We start from the raw sequence: 25,763 nt of genomic DNA, 5'->3' as shown, positions 1-25,763 counted from the left end.
CGATATGGATGATTGAGATCGTACGTTCCTGGCGTGCCAGTGTGCGTCGGCCTGGCTTCCTGCTGCTGGCGAGCGGCGTGCTGGCGCTGGGCATCGGCGCCAGTGTGGCGGTGTTCACGCTGATCGAGCAGACCCTGCTAAAGCCGTTACCGATACCGCAGGCTTCGCGGGTGGTGATGATGGGCCGCAGCCGTGCCGGCAGCGTGGGCACGGTCACGGTCCGTCAGTACCGGCACATGCAGTCGCTGCCGGGTGTCGCCTCGATCGGTCTGGCCGAGAAGTGGTCGACGGTCAACGTGGCGGGCGATGGCGATCCGGCGTTGGTACCGGCGGTGCACGTGACGCCGTCGTGGTTGTCGACGCTGGGCGTGGTACCGCGGTTGGGGCGTAATTTCACCGCCGACGAGGCGCGCGCGCATGGTCCGCATGTGGTGATCCTGGGCCACGGTTTCTGGCAGCGCCGGTTCGCGGGACGCGCCGACGCGATCGGGCGCAGCCTGCGGATCGAGGGTGCGCGCTACACCATCGTCGGCGTGCTGCCCGCGCGCTACGACCGGATGGGGTTTGGCGGCGACGTGATGCTGCCGTTCATCCCGCCGCCGGAAGGGTCGGTGGAGGCGACATCCGCCAACCAGTTCGCCGTGGCGCGGCTGAATGAAGGTGTCGGTCTGGACGCCATGTCGGCGCGCCTGGATGCGCGCATTCACGGGATGTATCGGCAGCTGGGCAGTCATCGCGACGAGCACACACGGTTCATTGTCCGCCCGTTGAGCACTTGGCTGCATGCCGATGCGCGGCCGGTGCTGCTGCTGTTTCTCGGCAGTGCCCTGTGCGTGCTGATGATCGCGCTGGTGAATCTGACCAACCTGATGCTGACGCGCGCTTTGCTACGCCAGCATGATGCCGCGGTGCGCGGTGCGTTGGGGGCGCCGCGGTTACGGCAGGCGTTGCCGACGCTGGCCGAAGGCGCGCTGGTGGGGCTGCTCGGCGCAGGGCTGGGCATCGCCCTGGCGGAGCTGGCGTTGGCGCTGGCGCAGGGATGGATTCCTGACGCGTGGCGACCGCAAGGCATTCTGCATCCCGCCTTGCTGGCCAGTGTGCTTGGCATCGTGGTGGGTGTGGTTGGCGCTGTGCTGGCGGCGGCACTGGGGCTGTGGCGCAGTCTGGCGGCGAACGCTCTGGAAACGCTGCGTGAAGGCGGTCGCAATGGACTGAATCGTCGCAGCCGTCGCCTGGGTCGCGTGCTGGTGGTGATCCAGGTGGCGTTGGCCACAGCCTTGCTTAGCAGCAGCGGCATGTTGCTGCACACGCTCTACGATGCCGCGCACACGCCGCTGGGGTTTTCCAGTCAGGGCATCCTTACTTTCGAGTTGAAGCCGGTGAAGGGTGACTATCCGGACACGGCTTCCGTGCTGGATCTGTCGCGGCGGCTGCAAGAGCGCCTGCATGCGGTGGCCGGTGTGACGCAGGTCGCCATGACCACCAATCTGCCTTCGGGCGTTGGCGTTTCCAGCCAGCTGGAGGCGGGCATGCAATCGCCGGACGGTCCGGTCTTCAATACGCAGTTCCACGCTGTCAGTCCGGGGTTCTTCAAGCTGTTTGGCATCCGTCAACGCAAGGGCCGTCTGTTTGCGTCTACCGACGCGCAGGGCGCCGAGGCCGTGGCCGTAGTCAGTGCGAGTGCGGTCAAACGCGGCTACGACGGGCATGCCCTGGGCCAGCAGATTCAATTCGGCGGCCATGCTTTCCAGTGGTCGGCGCGCATCGTCGGCGTGGTCGACGATACGCATCAATACGGTCCGTTGAAGCAGGCACCGTCCACGGTCTACGTGCCGCTGCAGCAGATACCGGACGCCATGATGAAGATGCTGCGCAAGTTCGAGCCACTGCGCGTCGCCTTGCGCGTGCACGGCGATCCGCAGGACTACCGGGCGCGCGTGCGTCAGGCGGTGGCGGACATCGCCCCGCAGCAGCCGATTGCGCAGATGCGCACGATGCGGGCCATTGTCCACGGCACGACGGCAGCCATGCGTCTGAACCTGACGCTGATCGGTATTTTCGCGGTGCTGGCACTGCTGCTGGCGGCGGCCGGTCTGTATGCGGTGATGTCGGTGACGGTGGCCGCGCGCGAGCGCGAGTTCGGCGTGCGCATGGCGCTCGGTTCGTCGCCGATCGGCTTGACCGGTCTGGTGCTGCGTGGCGGGCTGCTGCAGATCGCCATTGGGCTGGCCCTGGGCGTGATCCTCGCGCTGTCGCTTTCGGGTGTGGAGCGTTCGGTGATCGGTGCCCTGGGCAACCGTTCACTGTTCGATCCACTGGCATTGTCCGGCGTGTGTCTCACCCTGCTGCTTGCCGGTCTGATGGCCTGTCTTGCGCCCGGTCTGCGCGCGTCGCGCGTGCAACCGATGCGCGCATTGCGAGGAGAGTGAAACCATGAGCATCGTGTTCAACGAGATTCTGCGGTCGTGGCGCGCGAGTCTGCGCAGACCCAGATTCCTGCTGCTGGCGACCGCGGTGCTGGCGTTGGGCATCGGTTCGAGCACTGCGGTGTTCGCGCTGATCCGGGGCACGCTGATGCAGCCCTTACCGTATCCGCAGGCACAACGTCTGGCTGCTGTCGGCATGATTCTGGACAATGGCATGGCGTCGACTTCGCCGCAGATGTACCAACATCTGCAGGGCATGCAGGGCGTGGCGTCGATGGGCATCGGCACTTCGCTGGCGCCGTCCAATGTGTTCGTCGAGGGGCATCCGGTGCAGGTGCCGACGATGCTCGCTGACCGCCATCTGCTACCGACACTGGGCGTGACGCCGTTCCTGGGCCGCACTTTCACAGCGGACGAGGATCGCCCGCATGGCGCGCCGGCGGTGATGCTCAGCTACACCTTCTGGCAGCGCTATTACGGTGCGGATCGTGGCGTGATCGGGCAGCAGCTTTCCATCGAGGGGGCGCCGCATACCGTGATCGGCGTGCTGCCGAAGGGATTCGATCTGTTCGGCAAGACTTCGTTGGTGTTGCCGACGGCTTTTTCGACCAACAGCCGGGACAACGGCACCAACTTCCTCACCGTTGTCCGCTTGAAGCCGGGCTCGAGCCTGGCGTCGGTGTCGGCCCAGGTCGAAGCACGGGTTCGCCCGCTGTACGAACAGAGCGACATGTCAGCGCAGGCGCGTGCGTGGTACAGCCGTCGGCAGTTCCGCGCTATCAGTCTGCACGACAACCAGCACGCGGGACAGCGCGGCGTGCTGCTGCTATTCATGGCTAGCGCGCTGCTGGTGCTGCTGATCGCACTGGTGAATCTGGGGAATTTGATGCTGCTACGCGCGTTGGCGCGAGGCCATGACGGTGCCGTGCGCCGCGCGCTGGGTGCGTCAGCGTGGCGGCAGGCGCTGCCGGCGCTGGCCGACGCCGTGCTGGTCGGTCTGCTTGCGTCGCTGCTCGGCGTACTGATGGCGGACTTCGGACTGCGTCTGCTGCGACATGTGGTGTCGACCGACGTGGTGGACCTGAGCGCCGCTGTGCTCGACACGGGCACGCTGACGCTGGCGTTCCTGGCCGGCGTGGCGGCCGCGCTGATTGCCGCGGGTTTGGGTGTGTGGCGTAGTGGCAGGCTGGGCGACGTCGATCGTTTGCGCGAGGGAGGGCGCAACGGTATCGGGCGCGGCGACCAGCGTCTGGGGCGACTGCTGGTGGTGACGCAGGTGACGCTGGCGACGGTGCTGCTGGTGGCCGCCGGCGTGTTCTTGCATACGCTCTACGATGCGGCGCGGACTCAGCTCGGTTTTTCCGATCGCGGCATCCTGACCTTCGAACTGGCACCGGTGAAGGCGACCTACCCCGATGCGCAGAGTGTCCAGCATCTGTCGCAGCAGGTGCTGGATCGGTTGCGCATGCAACCGGGCGTGCGTGCGGCCGTGGTGACCACGAACTTGCCAGTCGGGCAGCAATTCAACATCGGCACGGTGCATCGTCCCGGCGGCGAGCGTTTCGGCAGCACGCAATTCCGCGCGATCAGTCCCGGTTTCTTCGCGACGTTCGATATCGCCGTGCGCAAGGGGCGGGCGTTTAATGCGCAGGACATCCGCGGCGGCGAACCGGTGGCGATCATCAACCGCGTGCTGGCCGACCGCGAGTACGGTGGCAAGGCGCTGGGTAAGCTGATCGACATGGACGTGGACAAGGGCGTCGTCGAGGCACGTATCGTCGGTGTGGTGGACAGCACCAGCCAGTACGGTCCGCTCGGCTCGCAGCCGCCGATCTTGTACGTGCCGCTGGCGCAGGCGCCGGATGCGCTGATCAATGCGTTCCGCTACTTCGAACCGATGCGCTTCGCGCTGCGTGTGCAGGGCGAGCCGATGCATGATCGCGACATGGTTCGCCGGGTCGTGGCCAGTGTGGCGCCGACACAGCCGATCGCACACCTGCGCACGTTGCGTTCCATCGTCGACGCGCAGACGGCGGACGTGCGCATGAATCTGCTGCTGATCGGCGTGTTCGCCGTGCTCGCCCTGGCGCTGGCCAGCGCCGGCCTGTATGCGGTGATGGCGGTGTCGGTGGCGGCGAGGGAGCAGGAAATCGGTGTGCGCATGGCGCTGGGAGCCAGGCCCTCGACACTGCTTGCGTGGGTGCTGCGCGGCGGCCTGCTCCAGGTCGGCGCGGGACTGCTGCTCGGCTTCGCGGTTACGCTCGGCGTTGCGCGTCCGCTGCGTAGCGTGATGCTGGAATTGCTCGGGCGCAGCGGGGTGCTCGATCCCGCCGCGATGATCGTGGTCGCGGTGCTGCTGGTGCTGGCGAGTTTGGCGGCCTGCCTGATTCCGGCATTGCGCGCGGCGCGCACGCCGCCCATGCATGCCTTGCGCGGAGAGTGATCCGATGTTGACCCGGGAAGTGCGTCAGGCCGGAAGGCGTCTGTCGAGGCGGCCGGGATACACCTTGCCGGCGGTGGCCGTGATTGACGTCGGGCTGGGGTTGTTCTGGCCGGGGTCGAAGCTGCTGGCCGATCCGGGGCTGTGCACTTGTGCCCACGACCTGGGCGTGTTCGTGCCGGTACTGGCGGCGTTGATCGGCATTTCCGCATTCCCCACGCTGGTGTCGATGCTACGCGACCTGCGCGTGGCCCGGGCGGTCGCGCTGCGTTACGAGTGAGCACTACACTGCAAAGATGGATGAAGTCATGAAGCGCCCGACGAACCCCAGCGTGCTGGTTGCCGACGATCAGGCCGACGTGCGCGAAGCGCTGCGCATGTTGTTGAAGGCCGAGGGCATGGGTGCGGTTGGTGTGGATGGTCCGGCGACGGCGCTGGAGCAGGCGCGCCGTCGCAGCTTCGACGCCGCACTGATCGATCTCAACTACACCCGGGACACAACGTCCGGTGAGGAAGGGTTGGAGCTGCTCGAACAGCTTCGCCAGCACGTGCCGGAGATGCCGGTGATCGTGATGACGGCCTGGGGCAATGTGCCGCTGGCGGTCGAGGCGATGCGTCTGGGTGCTGCCGATTTCATCGAGAAGCCGTGGGAGAACATGCGTCTGATGGGTGTGCTTCGCGCGCAGATCGCGCTGGGCGAGAGCGCGCGCCGGCAGCGACGCCTGGAGGCCGAGAATGCGCTCCTTCGGGGTGACGAGCCGGACGCGCTGATTGCCGAATCGGCGCCGATGCGACGTGTGCTGGATCTGATCGCACGTATCGCACCCAGTGATGCGAATGTGCTGGTGCTGGGCGAGAACGGCACCGGCAAGGGCGTGATCGCGCAGCGCATTCATGCGCTTTCGCCGCGCGCGGAACGCTCGCTGGTCAAGGTCAACATGGGCGGCATCGCCGAGAGCGTGTTCGAGTCGGAGATGTTCGGTCACGTGCGCGGCGCCTACACCGACGCCAAGGGCGAGCGCATTGGTCGCTTCGAACTGGCCGATGGCGGCACGCTGTTTCTGGATGAGGTCGGCAACGTGCCGGCTTCGCAGCAGCCCAAGCTGCTGCGTGTCCTGGAAGATGGCGAATTCGAGCGGCTCGGTTGCTCGCGGACACAGTCCACCGACGTGCGGCTGGTGTCGGCGACCAACGCAGACCTGGACGCGGAGGTCGCGGCCGGGCGATTCCGCAAGGATCTGCTGTATCGCCTCAACACACTGGAAGTGCGGCTGCCTCCGTTGCGCGAGCGGCGCGACGACATCCCGCCGCTGGCGCGTGCCTTTCTTGCGCGAAGCGCCGCGCGGCACGGACGCGATCCACTGCATCTGACCGCTTCGGCCGAACGCGCGCTGCTGGCCTGGCGCTGGCCCGGCAACGTGCGCGAATTGCAGCACCTGATGGAACGCGCGGCGCTGCTGGCCGAGCACGATCAGGTCAGCGCGGCGGCGTTGACGTTCGGCGCGCCGGGCGAAGTCGATGCTGGCGGCGGAAGAGATTTCGAAGGCATGACGCTGGATCAGGCCGAGGCGGTGCTGGTGCAGCGCGCGCTGGAGCGTCACGAAGGCAACCTGCAGCAGGCCGCCGACGCGCTGGGCATCACCCGGCAGACACTGTATCGACGCATGGAAAAGCACGGTTTGCGCGATACTGCGGGACATGCCGACTGACTCCACCCCGACGCCGCGCACGCGCGGGCAGATGCCGCGTTTCGAGGCGCGCGTGCTTTACGGCGGCCTGCTGATCGCCGCGCCGGCGCTGTTGGCGTTGGTGGGTGTGTTGACCTTCGGGCTGCCGGTTGCGCGGTGGATCGTGCCGTCCGCGCTAGCGGTGCTGGCGTTGACCGCATGGGTCGCACGATGGCAGTACCGCCGCGTGATCCATCCGATGTACACCTTGTCGAGCCTGATCGAGGCGCTGCGGCAGGGCGATTACAGCCTGCGCGGTACCCGCGGAAGTGTGCTCGGCGACATGACTGACGATGTCAATCGGCTCGCCGAGCGTCTGCAGCGGGAGCGGTTGGAATTCGAGGAGTCCTCGTATCTGCTGAGCAAGACGCTGGCGGCGCTGGACAGTGCGGTGTTTGTCTTCGACGAGTCGCGCTGCCTACGTCTGGTGAATCCGGTCGGGCAGCAGTTGCTCAATGCCGAAAAGCATCGCCTGTTCGGGGCGAGCGCGGCCGAGTTGGGGCTGGCCGCACTGCTGGATGCACCGCCCATTCAGACCATCACCCGTGCGTTTCCGGGTCGTACCGGTCGTTTCGAGGTGCGTCATGCACCGCTGCGTAGCGGCGGACGCGGCGGGCGGCTGCTGGTCGTGAACGACGTCGGCCGAGTGCTGCGCGAGGAAGAGCGACAGGCCTGGCAGCGCTTGCTGCGCGTGTTGGGGCACGAGGTCAACAATTCGCTGGCGCCGATCCAGTCCATGGCCGACACCCTCGCCACGCTGGCCGCGCGCGATCCGTTGCCGGACGACTGGCGCGAAGACTTCCGGACCGGACTGGACGTGATCGGCAAGCGCGCTGGCGCGCTTGCGCGCTTCCTGGCCGGATACAGCAGTCTGGCGCGTCTGCCTTCGCCGAACATGCGCGACGTCGATCTGGCGCAGCTGGCGAAGAAGGCCGCGCACTTGCAGCAGCGCTGCCCGGTGCAGGTGGAAGACGGCGAAGCGCTGCGGGTGCAGGCCGACCCTGACCAGATCGAGCAGGCATTGATCAACCTGTTGCGCAACGCGGTCGAGGCGGCGCCGGCCGAGGGCGGTCTCGTGCGCGTGCGTTGGCGGCGCGAGGACGCACGAGCGCTGATCGAAGTCATCGACAATGGGCCGGGTCCGCCGCGCAGCGACAATCTCTTCGTGCCGTTCTTCACCACCAAGCCGGGCGGCTCCGGTATCGGGCTGGCGCTGGTGCGCCAGATCACCGAGGCCCATGAGGGCGGCGTCAGTCTGGTGGCGAGAAAGGACGCACGCGGGGCGCTTGCGCGGATCTGGCTCCCGGTCGGCTGATGCGTATCCATGCCGACAGGTGCATGCGCCATGTCACGTTGGTCGTCAGCGGTAGCGAGCGTTGCGCGGCGGTTTCAGCGCGGCCTGCGGACCGGTGGCGTGGTTCGGCGGCGGCGTGCGACGTGCAAGTCGGCCAGCGTCTGCTCGATTGGCCAGGGTCGATCTGGCACCCGCTGTCTTCCTGCAGCATCGGGCAACGTCTGCTGCAGACGCGTTGTCTTGATTCGCGGGGTCGTTCAGTCCTCTAGTTCTTCCCAGCGGGCGTAGGCGGATTCCAGTTCGCTCTGCAGGGCGGCGAGCGCCTCGTTGGCGGCGACAATGGCATCGCTGTCCTGCTGGTAGAAGCCGGGGTCGTTCATCGCTTCGGTGCGCGCGGCGATGTCGGTCTCCAGTTGCTCGATGCGGGCGGGCAGCTGTTGCAGTTCACGCTGGTCCTTGTAGCTGAGCTTGCGCGCGGGTTGTTTGCTGTCCTTTCGTTGCGCAGGACTGCTTGCGTCTGTCTCGGATGGCGGCGTGACTTTCGCGGGGGCCCGGGTTGCGTCGGGGGAACGGGCTTGCGGACGCTGGCGCAGCCAGTCGGCATAGCCGCCGACGTATTCGCCGATGTGGCCGTTGCCTTCCATCACCAGGGTGCTGGTGACCACGTTGTCGAGGAATTCGCGGTCGTGCGAGACCAGGAGCAGCGTGCCCTTGTAGTCGGCCAGCAGGTCTTCCAGAAGCTCCAGCGTCTCGACGTCGAGATCGTTGGTGGGTTCGTCCATCACCAGCAGGTTGGACGGCTGGGCGAACAGCTTGGCCAGCAGCAGGCGGTTGCGTTCGCCGCCGGACAGCCGCGTGATCGGTGCGCGGGCGCGTTCGGGCGCGAACAGGAAGTCCTGCAGGTAACCCATGATGTGGGTGCGCTTGCCGTTGAGTTCGATGAATTCGCGGCCCTCGGCGACGTTGTCGGCGGCGCTGAGGTTTTCGTCCAGGCGCGCGCGGTGCTGGTCGAAGTAGGCCACTTCCAGGCCCTGGCCGATCTTCACGCTGCCGTGGTCGGGCGGGTTCTGGCCGAGCAGCAGGCGGATCAGTGTGGTCTTGCCGGCGCCGTTGGGACCGATGATGCCGATGCGGTCGCCGCGCATCACGGTGGTGGAGAAGTCCTTCACCAGCACCCGGTCGCCGTAGCGGAAGGCGATGTCCTTCGCTTCGATGACTTTGCGGCCCGAGGCCTGCGCGTCGGCCAGCTGCATCTTCGCGGTGCCGGTTTTCTCGCGGCGTTCGGCGCGTTCGGCGCGTAGCGCCTTCAGCGCGCGCACGCGGCCCTCGTTGCGGGTACGGCGGGCTTTGATGCCCTGGCGGATCCACGCTTCCTCCTGCGCCAGGCGTTTGTCGAACAGGGCGTTGGCCTGGGCCTCGGCGTGGGCGCGTTCCTCGCGCCGGCGCAGGTAGTTGTCGTAGTCGCCGGGCCAGTCGGTGAGTCGGCCGCGATCGATTTCGACGATGCGTGTGGCCAGCTGGCGCAGGAAGCGGCGGTCATGGGTGACGAACACGATGCTGCCGCTGAAATTGCGCAGGAACTCCTGCAGCCAGTCGATGGCTTCGATGTCGAGATGGTTGGTCGGCTCGTCCAGCAGCAGCACGTCGGGCGCACACACCAGAGCCTGCGCCAGCAGCACGCGGCGCTTCATGCCGCCGGAAAGGGCGGCGAAGTCGGCGTCGCCGTCGAGCTCCAGGCGCGACAGGGTCTGGCTGACGCGAGTGTCCAGGTCCCAGCCGTGACCGGCCTCGATGCGTTCCTGCGCGCGGGCCATGGCCTCGGTGTCGCCTTCGTGGGCGGCGTGGTGGAAGGCGGCCAGCTGCGCGCCCAGATCGCCCAGTCCGGAGGCGACCACGTCGAACACGCTGCCGTCGGCATCCTGCGGCACTTCCTGGGTCAGGCGCGCCACGCGAATGCCGGTCTGGCGGCGAATTTCGCCGTCGTCAGGCACGATGGTGCCGTCCAGCAGCCGCAGTAGCGTGGATTTGCCGGCCCCGTTGCGACCGACCACGCAGACGCGTTCGTTGCTTTCCAGGGTGAAGTCGATGCCGTCGAGCAGCAAGGGGCCGCCGACGCTGTAGTCGACCTTGAGAAGTTGAATCAGGGACATGACGTCATTGTACCGGGGTCGGACGCGTAGAATGCGCACGATTCCCCCCACGCAAGGAGAAACGTTCATGGTGGACTGGAACGAGCGCTATGCCGGCGACGGCTACCTGTTCGGCACGGCGCCGAGCGCGTTCATGGTCGCGCAGCAGTCGCGTCTGCCGAAGCAGGGCACGGCCCTGGCGGTGGCCGATGGCGACGGCCGCAACGGCGTATGGCTGGCCGAGCAGGGGCTGGACGTGCTGGCCGTGGACGGCTCGCAGGTCGGGCTGGACAAGAGCCGACGACTGGCCGCCGAGCGCGGCGTGCAGCTGCGCTACGAGCTGGCGGATCTGGCGAACTGGGATTTCGGCCGCGAGCGCTTCGACGTGATTGCGGGCATCTTCATCCAGTTTGCCGACCCGGATTTCCGCGCGCGGATGTTCGCGGACATGCAGCGCGCGCTCAAGCCGGGCGGTCTGCTGCTGTTGCAGGGCTACCGTCCCGAGCAGCTGGAGTACGGCACCGGCGGCCCGCCCGAGGCGGAGAACATGTACACCGAGCCGATGCTGCGCGAAGCCTTCGCGGACCTGCAGATCGAGCACCTGGCCATTTACGACGCCGAGTTGCACGAGGGGCGGCATGAGGGCATGTCTGCGCTGATCGACCTGGTGGCGCGCAAGCCGGCGGTTGCGTGAACGCGAAGCGTGCGGTGAGCCCTGGTCCGCGGCGCGGCCCGGTATGCGGACGCATCGCCGTCCGCTCGATGCTGGCGGTGCTGTCGATCCTGTTGCTTGCGTCGTCGCCGCTGTACGCGGCGATTCCGGTCTACGGCTTCAAGGTCGTGCACCGGTATCCGCACGACAGCAATGCGTTCACCGAAGGGCTGTTCTACCGGGACGGGTTTCTCTACGAGAGCACCGGCATGGAGGGCGCTTCGTCCGTGCGCAAGGTCGCGCTACGCAGTGGCAAGGTCGTGCAGCAGTCCTGGCTGCCACCGAAGATCTTCGGCGAGGGCATCGTCGCCTGGAAGGATCGTCTGATCCAGCTGACCTGGCGTCAGCACATGGGGCTGGTCTACGACCTGCATACGCTCAAGCCCGTGCGCCTGTTCCGTTATCCCGGCGAGGGCTGGGCGCTGACACGGCACGGTGACCGGCTGTACATGAGCGACGGCACGCCGAATCTGCGCGTGCTCGATGCGGACACGCTGCGCCAGATCGGCACGATCCATGTCACTGCGGACGGCCAGCCGGTGCACAACCTCAATGAGCTGGAGTGGGTCGACGGCCAGTTGTTCGCCAACATCTGGCAGTCCACACGCATCGCGCGCATCGATCCGGCCACCGGGCACGTCGTCGGCTGGATCGAGCTGAAAGGATTGCTGGATGTGAGCAAGCTGCCCAATCCCGAGGACGATGTGCTCAACGGGATCGCCTGGGATGTCGAGCACAGGCGGCTGTTCGTGACCGGCAAGTGCTGGCCGACGCTGTTCCAGATTCGCCTGGTGCCGCCGCGGCAACGGCGCGTGGCGGCGCTTCGGCTCGGACGATGACGGGCGCATCGTGCGTGGATGACGATTGCAAGCGCATGTCCGTGTGCGCCGTGCACTCGCTTCGGCGCGCGGAAGCGGGCACGATCACAACATGAGTACTCCCAACGCATCCCGCCCTCTTCGCGTCGGTCTGATCGGTTACGGCTACGCCGGCTGCACTTTTCATGCGCCGTTGATCGGCGCTGTGGATGGCATGGACGTCGCGGTGGTGGCATCCAGTCAGCCGGTGCAGGTGCAGCGCGACATCCCGCATGCGGAAGTCGTGGCCGATGCGGCGGCGCTGATCGCGCACGAGGATGTCGATCTGGTTGTGATCGCCGCCCCCAATGCGGCGCATGCGCCCTTGGCCGAGGCGGCCTTGCGCGCGGGGAAGCATGTGGTCGTGGACAAGCCCTTCGTGCTGGACCTGGCGCAGGCTCGCCACGTGACGCGACTGGCGAAGGAGTCGGGGTGCGTGCTTTCGGTGTTCCAGAACCGGCGCTGGGACAGTGATTTTCTCGCCGTGAGCGAGGCCATTGCCGCCGGGCGGATCGGTCGCGTGGTGCAGTTCGAATCGCGCATCGATCGTTTCCGTCCCGAGGTGCGCGAGCGCTGGCGCGAACAGGCCGTGCCGGGCGCCGGACTCTGGTTCGACCTCGGCCCGCATCTGATCGATCAGGCACTGGTGCTGTTCGGGCTGCCTCAACGCGTCACGCTGCACCGCCTGGCGCAACGCAGCGGAGGTGTGGTCGACGACTGGTTTCACGCGGTGCTCGATTACGGCGTGCTGCAGGTGATCCTGCACGCCGGCATGTTGGTGGCGGGCGACACGCCCCGGTTTCTGGTGCATGGCGAGCGCGGCAGTCTTTGCAAGCAGGCTGCCGACCCGCAGGAGACCCAGTTGCGAGAAGGCATGCGGCCGGGCGCGGAGGGGTGGGGAGAAGATTCCGATCCGCTGCGGCTCACCGATGGCAACGGCGAACAGGTTTCCCTGGCTGCACCGTCCGGCGATCATCGTCTTTATTATGCTGCCGTGCGTGACGCCGTCCTTGGCATTGCGCAGCCTCCAGTTACACCGGTGCAGGCGCTTGCGCTCATGGCCGTGCTCGAGGCCGGTGCGAAATCGGCACGTGCCGGTGCCAGCGAAGATCTGGATCTGAGTTCCGAGGAGTGGGCGGCGGCGCAGGCGGATTTTCCCGCGCTGCAATCAGCGGCAGTCGCTTTGCGCAGCGTGCCGGACTGACTCTCTCTGTTCGCCACATCCGCGCAGGAAGTTGGCGTGACGCGCGTGACATAGGATGATCGGTCCGGAGCCATCGAGGGCGATTCGATGAACACTGCATTGCGCGCCGACCCGCTGCCGGGACCGCAGGGACAGTTCGATCATGTGCGGATGGCCGACGGTCAGCTGCTTTTCCGTCGTCGCTGGCCGGACCCTTCCGCGCAGCGAGGCGTGCTTCTGGTGCACGGACTGGGCGAGCACAGCGGCCGCTACCGGCACATCGCTGCATGGTTTTCCGGCCGCGGTTGGGATGTCTGCAGCTACGATCAACGCGGTCACGGACAGTCACCTGGGCCGCGCGGCGCCTTGCGGCGCAGCGACGATCTGCTGACCGATCTGGCGGCGATGTACGCCGCGTACGCCATCGACTTCGAAACGCCGCCGCTACTGTTCGGGCACAGCATGGGTGGACTGGTCGCGGCGCATGCCGTGCTCGAAGGGCGGGTACGACCGTCGGCGATGGTGCTCTCCTCGCCGGCGTTCCGCAGTCACGAGTCGGCCTTCATGCAGCGTCTGGCCGGTGTGCTCGCGAGCGTGATGCCGAATCTTCCGCTTCGAAACGGAATCAAGCGACAGTACCTGTCCCATGACGCCGCGGTGGCACCGTTCTACGACGACGATCCGAACTGCGACAACCGCATTACGCCGCGACTGGCCGATTTCATCTTCCGTTCCGGCGCCTACTGCATCGCGCAGGCCGATGATCTCTCCGTGCCGGCGTTGTTGTTGGCTGCCGGTGACGATCATCTGGTCGATGCCTCGGGAAGTTGCGACTTCATTGCCGCGGGTCCGCCGTCGAGGCTGGACGGCCGAGTGCTCGACGGGCTGTATCACGAAATCTTCAATGAGGCCGAGCCGGCGCGCAGCCGCGTGTTCGCGCAGTTGGGCGAATGGCTGGACGAGCAGTTCGCGTCGGACGACGCGGGGACGGAATGAGTCGGTCAGGCAGTAGGGCGGTCGCGGATGTGTTCGACGCACCCAGCGGCATCTCGAAGAAGCGGATCTACAACCGCTTACGAAAAAGGCGCCCGAATCGGGCGCCTTTTTCTTGATGTGCGGTCGAAGCGGGATCAGTTCGCCGCACTTGCGGGCTTTACACCGTCGACAATTTTGAACGCGGTGCCGACGACCTTGGACAGATCGCCCATGTCCGATGGCACGATCATCACGTTGGACTCCTTGGCGATGCCGCCCCACTGGCTGATGAAGTCCTGCGCCACCTGCATCTTCATGGCGTCCTGTGCGCCGGCCTGCTGCAGTCCGGCGCCGACGGTCGCCAGCGCGCGGGCAGTGGCTTCGGCCACGGTGGTCACGGCCTGAGCGTCGCCCTCGGCCTGCAGGATCTTGGCGCGTTTGGCGCCTTCGGCACGGTTGATCTGCTGCTGGCGTTCGCCCTCGGACACGTTCACCGCCTGCTGCTTTTCGCCCTCGGACTTGGCGATCAGCGCGCGTTTCTGGCGCTCGGCGGTGATCTGCAGTTCCATCGCGCGGATCACTTCCTGCGGCGGGTTGATGTCGCGGATTTCGTAGCGCAGCACTTTCACGCCCCAGTTGGTGGCGGCGCGGTCCAGTTCGCTGACGATCGATTCGTTCAATTCGGTGCGCGAGGACAGCACTTCGTCGAGCTGCTTCTTGCCGACGTCCGAACGCATGATGGTCTGCGCCAGCTGCTCGACCGAGGACATCGGGTCGGAAGTGCCGTAGGCGGCCGCCTTGGGGTCGGTGATCTGCAGATACAGCACGCCGTCGATGGAAATCTGCGTGTTGTCCTTGGTGATACAGACCTGCTTTTCGACGTCCATCGGCGTCTCGCGCAGATCGAATTTGTAGGCGACGTTGTCGACAATCGGAATCAGCAGATTGAGGCCGGGTTCCAGCACGCGATGGAAACGGCCGAGACGTTCGACCACCCAGGCGTGCTGCTGCGGCACGATGCGCAGGCCGCGACTGATCAGGGTAAGCGCGATCACCACCAGGACGATGGCGAAAACAAGACTCACGGACATGGAGCTCTCCTTGTCAAAAAGAAATGGAAGGCCGCGCTGAGGTTATGCAGCGTCGGCGGCCAGGACCAGCACGTTGCCCTCGCGGGCGACGATGCGCAGGGTCTGGCCCGGATGCGGGGAGGCGGCGGATGCGTCCTGCATGCGCGCGTGCCAGGCCGTGCCGCGGTAGGACACGCGCAGGTGATCGTCGTTGATCGACGTGACCTGCACGGTACGTCCGACATCGTCATGGGTGACGTGCTCGGACGCATGATTGCGCAAGCGGCCGCGCATCCAGTGCGCCACGGGCATGCCCAGCACGGCGACCACCGCCGTGATGCCCAGGGTCATAGGCAGGCTTGCGCCGGCAAAGGCTGCGCCGGCGCCGACGAAGCAGGCGACCGCCACGGCAATCAGATAGATGGTGAGTGTGTGCATTTCGGACACGGCGACGATCGCGCCGACCACCAGCAAGGCGGTGCCGAGCATCTGCGAAGCGTTCATGGTTTCCCCTCCTTCGCACCGATTCTGCGGGCGCGTTCGAGGGTGCGCTGCTAGGGAATCAGGCAGGTGTGCATTTTACCGCAAATGGGGCGCCGTTGCCGGATTTTCGGGGGGCGATTCCGGGCGGTGCCGTGGGGGTGCGCCGCGTGCCTGCGTAGGTCTTCGACGACGCTGTTCGAAGCGTGTGCAGCGTGTGTCGAAAGTGATGTCCGCATGGCGGTGGTGCGCCGCGAGCGTGCATTGCGCGCACCCTTGCGGCAGTAGTGATTCAGGGTACGGGGTGTCCGGTGCTGGCGGTCCAGATCGCGTACCAGTCTTCGGTGGAAAGGGGTACGTCGAGTGCCGCCACGGCATCGCGCAGACCGTCGATGCGGCCGCTTCCGGTGATCGGGTGCGGACGGGACGGATGGCGAAGCATCCACGCATAGGCCAGCGTCGCCAGCGACACGCCGAGCCGTTCGGCCATCGGTTGCATGACATCGCGCACGCGCACGGCGGTCGCGTCCTCGCCGGTGAAAAGCCGACCGCCGCCGAGCGGCGACCAGATCATCGGCCGCAGCCCCAGCCGTTGCGCCTGGTCCAGCGTGCCGTCGTCCAGCGCATCGAGATGCAGCGGCGACAGTTCGATCTGGTTGGTGACCAGCGGGTGATGTGCCTGCAACAACTCGAACTGGCTCGTGGTGTGGTTGGACACGCCCCAGTGCGCGACCTTGCCTTCGTTCGTGAGCGCGGCGAAGGTCCCGGCCAGCATTTCGGCGTCCATCAGATAGTCCGGGCGATGGATCAGGACCAGGTCCAGTTGATCGACATGCAGCTTGCGCAGCGACGCTTCGACCTGCGCGCGCACGTATGCAGGCGAAGTGTCGTAGTGCTGCACGGCCACACCGCGCTGTGTCGACTTCAGCCGGATGCCGCATTTGGTGACGATGCGCAGGTGCGCGCGCAGCGAGGGCGATGCCTTCAGCGCTTCGCCGAACAGCGTCTCGACCGCGTGGTCGCCGTAGATGTCGGCATGGTCGAACGTATGGATGCCCAGCTCTAACGCCTGCTCGATCCAGCGCACGCGCGCCGGCACATCCAGATTCCACTCGGCCATGCGCCACATGCCGGCGACGATGGGGGAGAGCAGGGTTTTGTCCATGGTGTTCATGCGCGTTCGCTGCGGGATCGGTCGCTCAGTGTCGCAATCGGTCGGAGCGCTCTCAAGCGTCCAGTGATGTCGTTTACGACGCCCAGCGCATCTTCGTGCCGACCCATTGCCAGCGACCGGCGACGAGCCGGAAGTACACGGTATACCCATTGCCGGCCATCGGTCCCGCGTGGATGTCGAGATTCGCTTCCGCGCGATCTGCTTCGGTCCGATGAAAATGGAATGTGCTGATCAGCACGGCGCGCTCGCCGGTGAGGCGATAGGTCACGGGCACCGATGCTGCGGTGCAGGCCGAGGCGGGAACGGTGCCGGGTACGTTGCGCTGCACCCGTTTCAGCAAGGCGGGCGAGGGGTCGCGATCATCGACGCGGAGGCACGTATACGCATACCCGCCGGCGAAGGTCGCGTGTTCGAGTGCTTCGAATGCGGCATGTTCCGGGAATGTCCGCGATGGCGTGCCGCTGGCAGCGAGCATTCCGCCAAGCAGCAAGATGTGCATGAACATTCAGGCCATCCACATCAGGAACAGCGCCACCGCGGCCGGCAGCGCCTGGACCACAATAATGCGGCGACTGGCGGTGAAGCCGCCGAACAGTCCGGCGAGGACCACGCAGGCCAGGAAGAAGGTCTTGATCGCCAGCCCATGCGCGTTGTCGACCAGTCCCCAGACCAGCCCTGTGGCGAGAAAGCCGTTGTACAACCCCTGGTTGGCGGCGAGCACGCGGGTCGCTTGCGCCTGCTCGCGGCGCATGCCGAACACGCGGCGACCGACCGGCGTAGTCCACAGGAACATTTCGAGAATCAGAAAGCCCCCGTGCAGCACGGCGATCAGACCCACCAGGATATCGGCGCTTGTGGACATGCGTTGATCCCTCATGCGTGGTGAACGCGAATGACGGCATCATGCCATTCGCGTTCGGGTGGCGCTTTCATTCGTCGCTGCGCAACAGCGAACCGAAAGTCAGATAGAGCGCGCGGTGACCGCCCTGGGCCTGTCCGTAGCCGAGGAAGATGGGCCCCAGGTAGGTGTCGATGCCGAGGAACAGGCTTCCCGCGAAAATCGGGTCGCGACCGATCTGGCTGCGTTTGTCCCAGTCGCCGCCCGCTTCCAGGCTTCCGCCCAGATAGACCGGGACGCTGAACAGGTGCTGCGCGTTGGTCAGTCGGCGATAGTAGACTGCGCGCGCCAGAGCCGTCTGTCGTGCATAGATCTGGTTGTCCGCATAACCGGAAAGGTGGGTCAGGCCGCCGAGAGCGCCGTAGTCGATGAAGCGGATGTCACGAGGGGACCCGCTGGCCGAATGGGCACTTGCGCCCAGCAGCAAATGGTTGGCGCCGGACGACAGGGCTGTATCCCAGCGCAGACGACTGATGCGCTGGGTATCCGGGGAACCCAGCTGACGCAGAAGGATTTCCTGGGACAGGTCCAGGCGTGTGCCGCGGGAAGGGAAGGCGGAGCTGTCCAGGGAATCATGCGACACGCGCAGCAGCACGCCGCCGAAGTCCGAAGAGAAGTTGGGAAAGACGGGCAGTCCTACGCGCAGGCGCGTACTGTCGTGGCCGCGTTCCAGGGCGGCGGAAAGCTGCCACATCGCGTTGGGTGTCCAGCCCAGTTCCAGTGCGGCGCGGCTGCGGTGCTGGCGGTATTCGGCGTAATTGATCGAGCCGCCGCCTTGCAGCGGGACATCGTAGGCCCTGTATTGCAGATAGGGTGCAACGTAGAAACGCCCGCGTTTGCCGAATGGCTGCAGGAATTCGCTGAACAGTTCAGTCACTTCGCCCAGCTGCACGCGGTTGCGCAGTTGGCCGCCATGGTCGTTGAGACCGGTCAGGTTGGCTTCGGTGAACAATCGGTAGCTGTTGCGTCCGGCGAAGTTGTCGGAAAGGCGCATGCCGAAGCGCAGGTAGTTCGGTCCCCAGTCCTTGTCGACCGGCTCCACTTTCAGTCCGGTCTTGCCGTCCCGTTCTTCCAGGTCGTAGGCGATGCGCTGGTAGGTGCCGTAGCCGTAGGCGCGGCCGATGGCCTTGTCCAGCCGGCGCGGGTCGAAACGCCGGCCGACTTCGTCGGAGAGGCGTTGCTCGATGTAACCCGATGTGCGGCTGCCATCGTGAAGCACATCCAGGAATGCGATCAGCGGCGGATCGAAGGGCGCTGGATGATGCGCTGTGGCGAAGCGGGCATAGGTGGCCACATCCACCGCGTCCCGTTGCAAGGACGAAGCGCTCTTCTGTGCGGCCTGTTCGCCGAGTTCGATGGCCTGCGACGCCCGGTCGAAACTGGCGCTGGTCAAGTCGCCCAGCGCCGGCGTGATCAGGATGTCGTCGGGACCGAGCGTGGCCAGTTGCTTGTCGGTCTCGCGCTTCATCATCACGGTCAGCATCTGATTGGCGATGTGGAAGGGCGAATTCAGTTCCTTCTCGGCGGCAAGCGGCTGGCTGACGTCGACCACGATCATCCGCTGCGCGCCCATCTCGCGGGCCAGGTCGATGGGCACGTTGTCGACCATGCCACCGTCGACCATCAGGTGGCCGCGATAGCGGATGGGCGCAAAGGCGCCCGGCACGGACATGCTGGCGCGGATGGCCAGGGCCAGATCGCCTTTCGAAAAGACCACTTTGCGGCCTGTTCCGATTTCGGTGGCGACGGCGCGGAAAGGGATGGGAAGGTGGTCGAAGTCGGGTATCTGGTGTGTCGACAGCAGCAGCCGACGCAGCAGCAGTTGCATCTTCTGGCCCTGAATGACGCCGCGGGGCAGGGCGATGCGACCGTCGTGCAGGCCCAGTTCGATGCCGCCCAGGAAGCGCAGCTCGTCGCGCTTGCGGCGCATCGGGAGGTCCTCGCGGGGTGGGTCGTCGCGGAACATGTCCTTCCAGTCGATGCGCTGGAGGATGTCCTGAATCTGATCGGCCGAATAGCCGGCCGCGTACAGGCCGCCGACGATGGCCCCCATTGATGTGCCGGCGATGCAGTCGATGGGCACGTGCTCGCGTTCGAGCACCTTGAGTACGCCGATGTGCGCTGCACCGCGGGCGCCGCCGCCGCCCAGCACCAGACAGGTCTTCGGACGTTGCGCATGCGCGCTGGCAGCCAGCCCGAAAAGCACGGCGGCGGCGATCCAGACTCGGGTCCGGTGAAGCATGTCCAACTCCCCTCGCGCCCTGCCGGTCGGCCGGTGCCGGCTTCGTGCGGGCTTGCTGCAAGCCTATCGGAGAGTGGACGCTCGGGCATCCCGCACCGTGAGGGGCGTGGCCTGTGCTCGTGGCGGTGGGCGCAATGGCCTGCACGCGGCATGTCGTGTAGGCCGAGTCGGTGTGGGTCGGTGTGGGTTTGTCTGTCTCGGACAAGCGGCGATTTCGTCGGAATGATCGCAGCAGGCCGGGACTCAGGCGGCGCGGGTTTCGTTCTGCTCGGCGTCGGTGCGTTTCAGCGATTTGTGCGATTCCTCGTCGCTGCCCTGCTTCCAGTAGCTGGAGATGTACACCTGCTTCCGCGTCATGCCGCGGATGTCACGGAAGTGCGTGCGCAGCGCGAGCATGCTGGTGAATTCGCAGGCTGCCCAGATGTTGACCTCACCTTGTGGCCACGTGAGCGCTTCGACTGCGTCCAGAAGCGGTGTCGTGTACCCGGGGCGCGGATTGAGGACCCATTGCAGCTCGAATCCGGTGGGAGCGGGCAGCGTCTGGATATCGGCTTCGTCCGGCACTTCGATGATCGCGCGGCCGTGAGCGTCCGGAGGCAGTTGTTCGAGGTTCACGCTGAGCGCGGGCAGGGCGGTCATGTCGCCGACCATCAATATCCAGTCGGCTTTGGGATCGACCTGTTTCTTGGGACCGGGGCCGGCAATTTCGATGGCGTCGCCGGGAGCGCAGCTCAGTGCCCAGCCGGAAGCCGGGCCGCCGCCATCCTCGCCGTGCAGCGCGAAGTCGATGTCGATGGCGTCGTCGCGCTGCGCGCGCACGGTGTAGGTGCGCAGAAGCGGACGATCCTGGCCAGGAACCGGGAGAAGCAGTTTGACGTAGGCACTGGCCTGATCGTCGGGAAAGCGTTGCATGCCTTCGCCGCCCAGGGTCACGCGCAGCATGCGTGGAGTGACGGCATGTTTGCCGAGAACGGTGAAGCGGTAGGGGGCGGGACGATTCATGTTTAGGACTCCGTGGTGTCCAGGTTGGCCGCCATGGTTTCGGCCATGCGCACGAATGTCGCGACGGACGTCGGCGGAAGGCCGCGCACCATGCGCGTGCCGGCTTCGCGTTCGGCCTCGGCAACGCGTGCGCGCAGGCGTTTGCCGGAAGCGGTCGGCGCGAGGAGTTGGCGGCGGCCGTCGTCAGGGTCGGGGCGGCGCGTGATCAGTCCGGCCGCCTGCAGGTCGTGCACGACACGGGTGATCTGCGACTTGTCGCGATGCATGCGTTCGGCGATGGCCTGCGCGGTACATTTCGGCAGGCCGCAGATCGCCTTCAATGTGCGTACGTGCGAAGAGGGCAGGTCGATGCCGGCAGCGCGATAAGCCTCGCGCATGGCGCGCTTGTAGGCGTGCAACAGACGATGCAGGGCATCACCGGGGGGCGTGGAGGACATGGCGGGATAAAGTTGACAAAATCAACCATATTCTTGTCGTTATGGTTGACCTTGTCAACTAACTCCGGGGCATTTCCAATGCAATACCTCAGTGGCAGAACAACTGATACCAGTGCCGGCAGCGGAAGCGCACCGCGCAGCGCTTGAGCTGCGCGCCGTACTGGCGGGAGCGGTAGGCTACGCCGTTGGCCGTGCGAAGCAGCGAGCGATTGCGCTTCCAGTGTCCGCTACGGTAGCCGCCGATACCCTCGTGGTAGGCGAGGTACAGGTGCTTGGCGTCCCATTTGGAAATGCCCAGCGCGCGATGGATACGGTCGGTGTACCAGCCGATGAAGTCCAGCGCGTCCTTCATGTCCGTTCGACTCTTGAACAGGCCGCCGTTGGCTTTCTTGTAGTCCTCCCATGCCGGGTCCTGGATCTGTGCGTAGCCGTAGGCGCTGGATTTGCGCGGCAGGGGAATGAACAGGAACCAGGGGCGGTCGGGCCGCGCGCGCTTGCGAAAGCTCGACTCGCGATTGATGAAGGCCATCAGCACATGGATCGGGGTGCCCCAGCGCTTCTGCGCGTCGTGGGCCGCGTCGTACCAGTCCGGATGCTGGTCGAACACCTTGCACAAATTGTCGGTGTGCCGGGGCGGGTTCGAGGCACAGCCGGCGAGCAGGATCAGGCAGAGCGCGGTGAGTGCGCACGCGACGATGCGGTGTGCGCGAACGGTCCTTGTAGCAGTCATGCGCCCTAGGGTAGCAGTGACGCTGAGCCATAAAGCAGAAAGCCAGCGTGTGAACACTGGCTTTCTGTGGGCGGGCTTACCCTTTCACGGATCGGGTCCCCCAACCTTCACCGTGTCGTGCCTAGGTCGAACTCCACTTGCCGATACGCGCCGGCCGTCCAAGCGCGAAACGCGATGCCGCATGTGGAGCACGAATAGCTTCCGTGATTCATGTCCCAATGTCTGTAGGGGAAAGCTGATCCATGATGTGGTCGTCCACCCGCGCAGGAGAGGTGGCACATGAAGTGCCGTCGAGCAGGCGATGCATAGGTTATGTCCGGTGCGACCCGCCGTGTCGGGATGGAGGTGGTCGGGATCGCTACGGTGTTCGCTCTGCTCGACGAAGTGCCAATGCGGTATTGAAAGCGGGTGATAGGCGGTGAGCAGGGTCACAAGAGGTCCGTGTTCTCGCCCATTCCTTTGGAATATCCGCCTACCATGACCCATGGCCTTGACGGAGTAGGTTGCGCAAAGTGTACTATGTATCGCAGTACACCATACGGAGAGCGGGCATGCCGCGCACCCAAGTCCTGGCCATACAAGTTGCGACCGGCGATTCGCGCCCGCTGAGCAAGCAGATCGTCGATGCTGTGCGCATGAAGATCGCCACCGGCGAACTCGCGCCGGGCGGCAAGCTGCCCAGCGTGCGCGGTCTTGCCCAGCAGCTGGGTATCAACCCGAACACCGTGGCCAAGGCCTATGCCGAACTCGGCAACGAGGGTTGGGTGGAATCGCGGCAGGGGCTGGGTTTGTTCGTGGCCCCGCCGCGTCAGCGCTTGAGCGACGACGAGCGCGAACGCCGTCTGGACGACGCCATTCGCCACTTCGTGCATGAAGTGGTGGCGCTGGACTACCCGCCGCAGCAGGCCTTGCAGCGTCTGGATGAAGCGCTGCGTGTCCTGATACGCAAGACCGCCTGAGGGATTTCACAAGGAATTTTCCGATGAGCGAGTACGTCATCGAGACCGAGGCGTTGTGCAAGCGCTACGATCGCAAGCTTGCGCTGGATCATCTGGATCTGCGTGTGCCGCGCGGCCACGTGCACGCGATCGTCGGCGCCAACGGTGCGGGCAAGTCCACGCTGTTTCGCATCCTGCTTGGATTCCTGGCACCGAGCAGCGGACGCGCGCGCATTCTCGGCTGCAGTAGCGACGCGTTGACGCCGGCGTTGCGCGGCCGCATCGGCTTCGTGAACGAAGAGCACTCTCTGCCGCGATGGATGCGCGTGGACGCCGTGACGCGCATGCAGCGCAAGCAGTACGCACACTGGAATCAGGTCGCGTTCGAGGAAGTCATTGGGCACTACCACGTACTTCCGGAGCAGAAGGTCGGCCAGCTTTCGCGCGGCGAACGGGCGGGGCTGAATCTGGCCCTGGCTCTGGCGCAGTCGCCGGAACTGCTGGTGCTGGACGAGCCGACGCTGGGCCTGGATGTCGTGGCCAAGCGCGCATTCCTGGAGGCGTTGTTGTATTCCAGCGCGGCCGAGGCCTGCACGGCGATCTACTGTTCGCACCAGATGGAGGAGGTCGAGCGCGTGGCCGACAATCTCATCGTGATGGAGCGCGGGCGGCTCATGCACATGTCGGCGCCGGAGGATTTCTGCGCCCGCGTGCGTCTGTGGATCGCCGACATGCCGTTCAAGGGGCCGCCGCCTTCCGAGGTGCCGGGCCTGCTCGAACACAAGCGCATCGAGGGCCTGCATCACTACCTGGTGCTGGATCAGGACGATGACTTCGGCAGCTTTCTCGAAAGCCACGGTGTGCGTTCGATGCAGAGCATGCCGGTCAGCCTGGATCGTGCCGTGAACGGTTTTCTGGGCAAGAACCACGCTTCTCCCGCGGCGGCCTGACGGCGAGCCCTTTCCCCGAGCGCGTTGCCGACGCGCATCCGATGTCGAGGTTGGATCATGTTCGAACTGTTCAAGGCCGAACTGCAGCGTTTCCGTGGCTGGGCCATCGCCTATGCGGCGCTTCATCTGGTGGTGCTGTTCCTTATTTGCCGCCTGCTCGATCCAGGGCAGCAGACGTTGTTGTTCTATCAGGCGTTCGCGGCGATCTACCTGCTGAGCGGCGTCGTGCTGGGCGTGGTGCAGATGAGCGGATACCGACGCGGCAGCGCGTGGCTGAATCTGCTGCACCGGCCCCTGGCACCTTGGCGCATTGCCTTGGCGCTGACTGGAGCGGGCGCGGTTCTGTTGGCCGCGGCGATCGTGCTGCCGCTGCTGGCGGCGCTGGGGTATCAGATTGCGTTCACGGCGCGGGTGGTCGATCTGCGCCATGGACTGCTGCCCCTGGCGGCGCTGCTGCTGACCTCCTGCGGTTATCTCGCAGGCAGCTATGTCACGCTGGCGAACCGGCGGATCGCCGTCACGGCGATCGTCTTCGTGCTGGCGTTGTACGAGAGTCGTGCGGGCGGCGTCGACGCGTTGGTGGTGCAGGCACTGGTGCTGCTCTGGCTTGCGGGGTTGTTGTGGACGGCGTTCAAACCGGATCTGAGTGCGTTGCCGCGAAGTCTTCCCGCCACGCTGATCACGGCCTTGCCGTTGCAGATGATGATCATGCTGGGTGCGACGCCGGAGCTTCGGAAAGGTATCGAGCGGCGTTCGTTCAGGCGCGCTTGATCGGTTGGCGATTGGCGATGTACTGCCTGCGGCCGGCGACAGCCCAGAACGCCAGCATCACGGGTAGCGCGTAGAGTCCCGAAAACAGCAGACCGATCGCGCTCTGCGGGTCGGGATGCCAGTGGAAGATGTCCATGTACAGATAGCCGAACCAGGCCATGTAGAGGACGGTAGAGGCCAGCAGGATCGCCTCAGCCCGCCGTTCCGAGAACAGCAGGGCAAGCAGCAGCGTGATGCACAGCGGTCCCAGCGCGAACGGCGCGAAGAACAGTCCGGTCAGGGCGGGTGTCGCCTCGATGCAGAGAAGGACCAGCCCGATCAGTATCGCCGCCACTGTGGTCGTCAAGGTCGCGCGGCGCATGATGGATGGTCCTCAGTGCCCGGTCGCCGACGTGGGCCGTGCATGGCCGGACGTCGCTTTGTTGAGCACCTCGAAGTTGTGCGGTTGCAGCTCCGGCTGCGTCTTCAGGTACTGGGTGATGGTGAACAACTGCACGATGCTGGCCGAGGACACGACGGGATTACCGCTGCAGGTGGCCGGCGTGTTCTTGCTGGTGGGTACCACGTATCGTTTCGATGTGCGGCCGATGCAGACGCAATGGGCCGTCTTGCCGTCCATACTGGGCGTACAGACCTTGTCCAGACAGAATGCCCAGGTGGTCGGGCCGGGGCAGGTCACGAAGCTCTTGATCGGGTAGTAGCGCGATGGAATCCGACCTTGCGCTTCCAGCTGCTGGATCTGGGCGCAGGTCTGGGTGCCGGCCGACCAGCCTTTCTTCACCTTGCAGGTGCAGTCGTACTGGTTGTTCCCGGCGGGTGTGCATGTGGCCTTGGTGCACAAGGCATAGCGAGCGTTGCAGACGGTGAAGGGGGCGCTGGTATCGATCCCGGCCAGCATGTCGCGAGGATGGGGCTTCGCGGGAGCAGGCTGGGCAAGAGCCGTGTGGCCGATCATGCAGGTCAGTGCGAGCACGACGAATCCGAGCGTCTTCATACGGCCTCCTCCTGCACGGAATCCTTCTCTTGCTTATCATGAGCCGACTTTTTTATATATACAATCAAAAAGTTGCGTCATTCGATTCAGGCTTGATAAGCATGGTGAGCGACATGTTTGTCCGGCATGGCCCATTGCACGGCCCCATTGCAGGGATGGATGTGGTCGAATTGCGGCAGGGAAGCCGCGATGTGTTCGCTTGACTCTCCTGGATACGGACATGCGCGGCCGGGCGTCGCGTGCACAGCCGTGCGTCCGGCGCACGCGTGTTCCCGGTCTGATCCTGGGCGACATGGCTTTCGGCACTGGATGGACCACGCCGATGACCTCATGA

24 protein-coding genes are annotated in these 25,763 nt (G+C 65.6%); 12 read left to right on the top strand and 12 right to left on the bottom strand.

Translation table 11 applies throughout. The annotated features are described in order from the left end of the window. Window positions 1-8 precede the first annotated feature (8 nt). Genes BTJ49_RS02655 through BTJ49_RS02635 form a run of 5 tightly spaced genes read left to right on the top strand, consistent with a single transcriptional unit; the run spans window position 9 to window position 7,908 of the window. On the top strand, window positions 9-2,429 hold the full coding sequence (locus BTJ49_RS02655) for an ABC transporter permease (protein WP_240601697.1): 2,421 nt from the start codon (window positions 9-11) through the stop codon (window positions 2,427-2,429). Window positions 2,430-2,433: 4 nt separating this feature from the next. Continuing rightward, a complete protein-coding gene (locus tag BTJ49_RS02650; protein ID WP_113063787.1) occupies window positions 2,434-4,869 on the top strand; it encodes an ABC transporter permease in 2,436 nt (811 codons plus the stop codon). 4 nt (window positions 4,870-4,873) lie between these two features. Then, window positions 4,874-5,146, top strand: coding sequence for a hypothetical protein (locus BTJ49_RS02645; protein WP_146742242.1), 273 nt, complete (start codon window positions 4,874-4,876; stop codon window positions 5,144-5,146). A gap of 28 nt (window positions 5,147-5,174) precedes the next feature. After that, the gene (locus BTJ49_RS02640) at window positions 5,175-6,575 is read left to right on the top strand and encodes a sigma-54 dependent transcriptional regulator (protein ID WP_240151727.1); all 1,401 of its coding nucleotides are present in this window, start codon (window positions 5,175-5,177) and stop codon (window positions 6,573-6,575) included. Continuing rightward, window positions 6,565-7,908 carry an ATP-binding protein gene (locus tag BTJ49_RS02635; protein ID WP_240601696.1) on the top strand — a complete coding sequence of 448 codons (1,344 nt, stop codon included), beginning with the start codon at window positions 6,565-6,567 and terminating at the stop codon, window positions 7,906-7,908. The genes BTJ49_RS02640 and BTJ49_RS02635 overlap by 11 nt, the downstream gene beginning before the upstream one ends. 236 nt (window positions 7,909-8,144) lie before the next feature. On the opposite strand, the gene BTJ49_RS02630 is transcribed toward BTJ49_RS02635, so the two are convergent. After that, window positions 8,145-10,037, bottom strand: coding sequence for an ATP-binding cassette domain-containing protein (locus BTJ49_RS02630; RefSeq protein WP_113063784.1), 1,893 nt, complete (start codon window positions 10,035-10,037; stop codon window positions 8,145-8,147). A gap of 67 nt (window positions 10,038-10,104) precedes the next feature. On the opposite strand from BTJ49_RS02630, the gene BTJ49_RS02625 reads away from it, so the two are divergent. From BTJ49_RS02625 to BTJ49_RS02610, 4 genes are all read left to right on the top strand, one after another. Beyond that, window positions 10,105-10,710, top strand: coding sequence for a class I SAM-dependent methyltransferase (locus tag BTJ49_RS02625; protein ID WP_113063783.1), 606 nt, complete (start codon window positions 10,105-10,107; stop codon window positions 10,708-10,710). A gap of 68 nt (window positions 10,711-10,778) precedes the next feature. Next, the gene (locus tag BTJ49_RS02620; RefSeq protein ID WP_113063782.1) at window positions 10,779-11,567 is read left to right on the top strand and encodes a glutaminyl-peptide cyclotransferase; all 789 of its coding nucleotides are present in this window, start codon (window positions 10,779-10,781) and stop codon (window positions 11,565-11,567) included. A gap of 91 nt (window positions 11,568-11,658) precedes the next feature. Continuing rightward, a complete protein-coding gene (locus BTJ49_RS02615) occupies window positions 11,659-12,789 on the top strand; it encodes an oxidoreductase (RefSeq protein ID WP_113063781.1) in 1,131 nt (376 codons plus the stop codon). Between the two features lie 87 nt (window positions 12,790-12,876). Then, complete coding sequence (locus BTJ49_RS02610; protein ID WP_113063780.1) at window positions 12,877-13,764, top strand: alpha/beta hydrolase; 888 nt, start codon at window positions 12,877-12,879, stop codon at window positions 13,762-13,764. A 134-nt stretch (window positions 13,765-13,898) separates the two neighbouring features. On the opposite strand, the gene BTJ49_RS02605 is transcribed toward BTJ49_RS02610, so the two are convergent. The 9 genes from BTJ49_RS02605 to BTJ49_RS02565 all read right to left on the bottom strand — a co-directional run bounded on the left by BTJ49_RS02605 (window position 13,899) and on the right by BTJ49_RS02565 (window position 21,776). Next, entirely contained in the window at window positions 13,899-14,834 is a 936-nt protein-coding gene (locus BTJ49_RS02605; protein WP_113063779.1) for an SPFH domain-containing protein, read from the bottom strand. Between the two features lie 42 nt (window positions 14,835-14,876). Further along, window positions 14,877-15,317 (bottom strand): NfeD family protein, encoded by a 441-nt coding sequence (locus tag BTJ49_RS02600; RefSeq protein WP_113063778.1) that lies wholly within the window; start codon window positions 15,315-15,317, stop codon window positions 14,877-14,879. Between the two features lie 268 nt (window positions 15,318-15,585). Then, window positions 15,586-16,467 (bottom strand): aldo/keto reductase, encoded by an 882-nt coding sequence (locus tag BTJ49_RS02595; protein WP_240601695.1) that lies wholly within the window; start codon window positions 16,465-16,467, stop codon window positions 15,586-15,588. Window positions 16,468-16,540: 73 nt separating this feature from the next. Further along, complete coding sequence (locus BTJ49_RS02590) at window positions 16,541-16,972, bottom strand: hypothetical protein (RefSeq protein ID WP_113063777.1); 432 nt, start codon at window positions 16,970-16,972, stop codon at window positions 16,541-16,543. After that, the gene (locus BTJ49_RS02585) at window positions 16,973-17,329 is read right to left on the bottom strand and encodes a DUF1304 domain-containing protein (protein ID WP_113063776.1); all 357 of its coding nucleotides are present in this window, start codon (window positions 17,327-17,329) and stop codon (window positions 16,973-16,975) included. A 67-nt stretch (window positions 17,330-17,396) separates the two neighbouring features. Then, window positions 17,397-19,607, bottom strand: a complete 2,211-nt coding sequence (locus tag BTJ49_RS02580) for a patatin-like phospholipase family protein (RefSeq protein ID WP_146742241.1) — start codon at window positions 19,605-19,607, stop codon at window positions 17,397-17,399. Between the two features lie 243 nt (window positions 19,608-19,850). After that, on the bottom strand, window positions 19,851-20,609 hold the full coding sequence (locus BTJ49_RS02575; protein ID WP_113063774.1) for a siderophore-interacting protein: 759 nt from the start codon (window positions 20,607-20,609) through the stop codon (window positions 19,851-19,853). A 2-nt stretch (window positions 20,610-20,611) separates the two neighbouring features. Then, window positions 20,612-21,046: a MarR family winged helix-turn-helix transcriptional regulator gene (locus tag BTJ49_RS02570; protein WP_113063773.1), complete on the bottom strand. Its 435-nt coding sequence runs from the start codon at window positions 21,044-21,046 to the stop codon at window positions 20,612-20,614. An 88-nt stretch (window positions 21,047-21,134) separates the two neighbouring features. Next, the gene (locus BTJ49_RS02565) at window positions 21,135-21,776 is read right to left on the bottom strand and encodes a hypothetical protein (protein ID WP_113063772.1); all 642 of its coding nucleotides are present in this window, start codon (window positions 21,774-21,776) and stop codon (window positions 21,135-21,137) included. 551 nt (window positions 21,777-22,327) lie between these two features. Between BTJ49_RS02565 and BTJ49_RS02560 the strand changes: the two genes are divergently transcribed. The 3 genes from BTJ49_RS02560 to BTJ49_RS02550 are packed head-to-tail and all read left to right on the top strand — an operon-like array spanning window position 22,328 to window position 24,435. Beyond that, window positions 22,328-22,735, top strand: coding sequence for a GntR family transcriptional regulator (locus tag BTJ49_RS02560; protein WP_113063771.1), 408 nt, complete (start codon window positions 22,328-22,330; stop codon window positions 22,733-22,735). A 23-nt stretch (window positions 22,736-22,758) separates the two neighbouring features. After that, the gene (locus BTJ49_RS02555) at window positions 22,759-23,664 is read left to right on the top strand and encodes an ATP-binding cassette domain-containing protein (RefSeq protein ID WP_113063770.1); all 906 of its coding nucleotides are present in this window, start codon (window positions 22,759-22,761) and stop codon (window positions 23,662-23,664) included. 57 nt (window positions 23,665-23,721) lie between these two features. Then, the gene (locus tag BTJ49_RS02550) at window positions 23,722-24,435 is read left to right on the top strand and encodes a hypothetical protein (RefSeq protein ID WP_113063769.1); all 714 of its coding nucleotides are present in this window, start codon (window positions 23,722-23,724) and stop codon (window positions 24,433-24,435) included. Here BTJ49_RS02550 and BTJ49_RS02545 read toward each other — a convergent pair. Then, window positions 24,422-24,796 (bottom strand): hypothetical protein, encoded by a 375-nt coding sequence (locus BTJ49_RS02545; protein ID WP_113063768.1) that lies wholly within the window; start codon window positions 24,794-24,796, stop codon window positions 24,422-24,424. The genes BTJ49_RS02550 and BTJ49_RS02545 overlap by 14 nt on opposite strands. A gap of 12 nt (window positions 24,797-24,808) precedes the next feature. Beyond that, the gene (locus BTJ49_RS02540; protein ID WP_113063767.1) at window positions 24,809-25,429 is read right to left on the bottom strand and encodes a hypothetical protein; all 621 of its coding nucleotides are present in this window, start codon (window positions 25,427-25,429) and stop codon (window positions 24,809-24,811) included. Window positions 25,430-25,763 lie beyond the last annotated feature (334 nt).

Origin of the sequence: Oleiagrimonas sp. MCCC 1A03011, from assembly GCF_003267965.1 — a bacterium.
In the GTDB taxonomy this organism is placed as follows: Bacteria; Pseudomonadota; Gammaproteobacteria; order Xanthomonadales; family Rhodanobacteraceae; genus Oleiagrimonas; species Oleiagrimonas citrea.
Note: the sequence above shows the minus strand (reverse complement) of the source record. Positions and strands in the feature narration are given on the sequence as shown.

Coding starts and splice junctions, on each gene's coding strand:
- BTJ49_RS02645 (WP_146742242.1), top strand. CDS start 4,874: ATGTTGACCCGGGAAGTGCGTCAGGCCGGAAGGCGTCTGTCGAGGCGG.
- BTJ49_RS02595 (WP_240601695.1), bottom strand. CDS start 16,467: ATGAACACCATGGACAAAACCCTGCTCTCCCCCATCGTCGCCGGCATG.
- BTJ49_RS02615 (WP_113063781.1), top strand. CDS start 11,659: ATGAGTACTCCCAACGCATCCCGCCCTCTTCGCGTCGGTCTGATCGGT.
- BTJ49_RS02605 (WP_113063779.1), bottom strand. CDS start 14,834: ATGTCCGTGAGTCTTGTTTTCGCCATCGTCCTGGTGGTGATCGCGCTT.
- BTJ49_RS02545 (WP_113063768.1), bottom strand. CDS start 24,796: ATGCGCCGCGCGACCTTGACGACCACAGTGGCGGCGATACTGATCGGG.
- BTJ49_RS02620 (WP_113063782.1), top strand. CDS start 10,779: ATGCTGGCGGTGCTGTCGATCCTGTTGCTTGCGTCGTCGCCGCTGTAC.
- BTJ49_RS02565 (WP_113063772.1), bottom strand. CDS start 21,776: ATGACTGCTACAAGGACCGTTCGCGCACACCGCATCGTCGCGTGCGCA.
- BTJ49_RS02570 (WP_113063773.1), bottom strand. CDS start 21,046: ATGTCCTCCACGCCCCCCGGTGATGCCCTGCATCGTCTGTTGCACGCC.
- BTJ49_RS02540 (WP_113063767.1), bottom strand. CDS start 25,429: ATGAAGACGCTCGGATTCGTCGTGCTCGCACTGACCTGCATGATCGGC.
- BTJ49_RS02550 (WP_113063769.1), top strand. CDS start 23,722: ATGTTCGAACTGTTCAAGGCCGAACTGCAGCGTTTCCGTGGCTGGGCC.
- BTJ49_RS02580 (WP_146742241.1), bottom strand. CDS start 19,607: ATGCTTCACCGGACCCGAGTCTGGATCGCCGCCGCCGTGCTTTTCGGG.
- BTJ49_RS02590 (WP_113063777.1), bottom strand. CDS start 16,972: ATGTTCATGCACATCTTGCTGCTTGGCGGAATGCTCGCTGCCAGCGGC.
- BTJ49_RS02625 (WP_113063783.1), top strand. CDS start 10,105: ATGGTGGACTGGAACGAGCGCTATGCCGGCGACGGCTACCTGTTCGGC.
- BTJ49_RS02635 (WP_240601696.1), top strand. CDS start 6,565: ATGCCGACTGACTCCACCCCGACGCCGCGCACGCGCGGGCAGATGCCG.
- BTJ49_RS02630 (WP_113063784.1), bottom strand. CDS start 10,037: ATGTCCCTGATTCAACTTCTCAAGGTCGACTACAGCGTCGGCGGCCCC.
- BTJ49_RS02585 (WP_113063776.1), bottom strand. CDS start 17,329: ATGTCCACAAGCGCCGATATCCTGGTGGGTCTGATCGCCGTGCTGCAC.
- BTJ49_RS02555 (WP_113063770.1), top strand. CDS start 22,759: ATGAGCGAGTACGTCATCGAGACCGAGGCGTTGTGCAAGCGCTACGAT.
- BTJ49_RS02655 (WP_240601697.1), top strand. CDS start 9: ATGATTGAGATCGTACGTTCCTGGCGTGCCAGTGTGCGTCGGCCTGGC.
- BTJ49_RS02610 (WP_113063780.1), top strand. CDS start 12,877: ATGAACACTGCATTGCGCGCCGACCCGCTGCCGGGACCGCAGGGACAG.
- BTJ49_RS02560 (WP_113063771.1), top strand. CDS start 22,328: ATGCCGCGCACCCAAGTCCTGGCCATACAAGTTGCGACCGGCGATTCG.
- BTJ49_RS02640 (WP_240151727.1), top strand. CDS start 5,175: ATGAAGCGCCCGACGAACCCCAGCGTGCTGGTTGCCGACGATCAGGCC.
- BTJ49_RS02575 (WP_113063774.1), bottom strand. CDS start 20,609: ATGAATCGTCCCGCCCCCTACCGCTTCACCGTTCTCGGCAAACATGCC.
- BTJ49_RS02600 (WP_113063778.1), bottom strand. CDS start 15,317: ATGAACGCTTCGCAGATGCTCGGCACCGCCTTGCTGGTGGTCGGCGCG.
- BTJ49_RS02650 (WP_113063787.1), top strand. CDS start 2,434: ATGAGCATCGTGTTCAACGAGATTCTGCGGTCGTGGCGCGCGAGTCTG.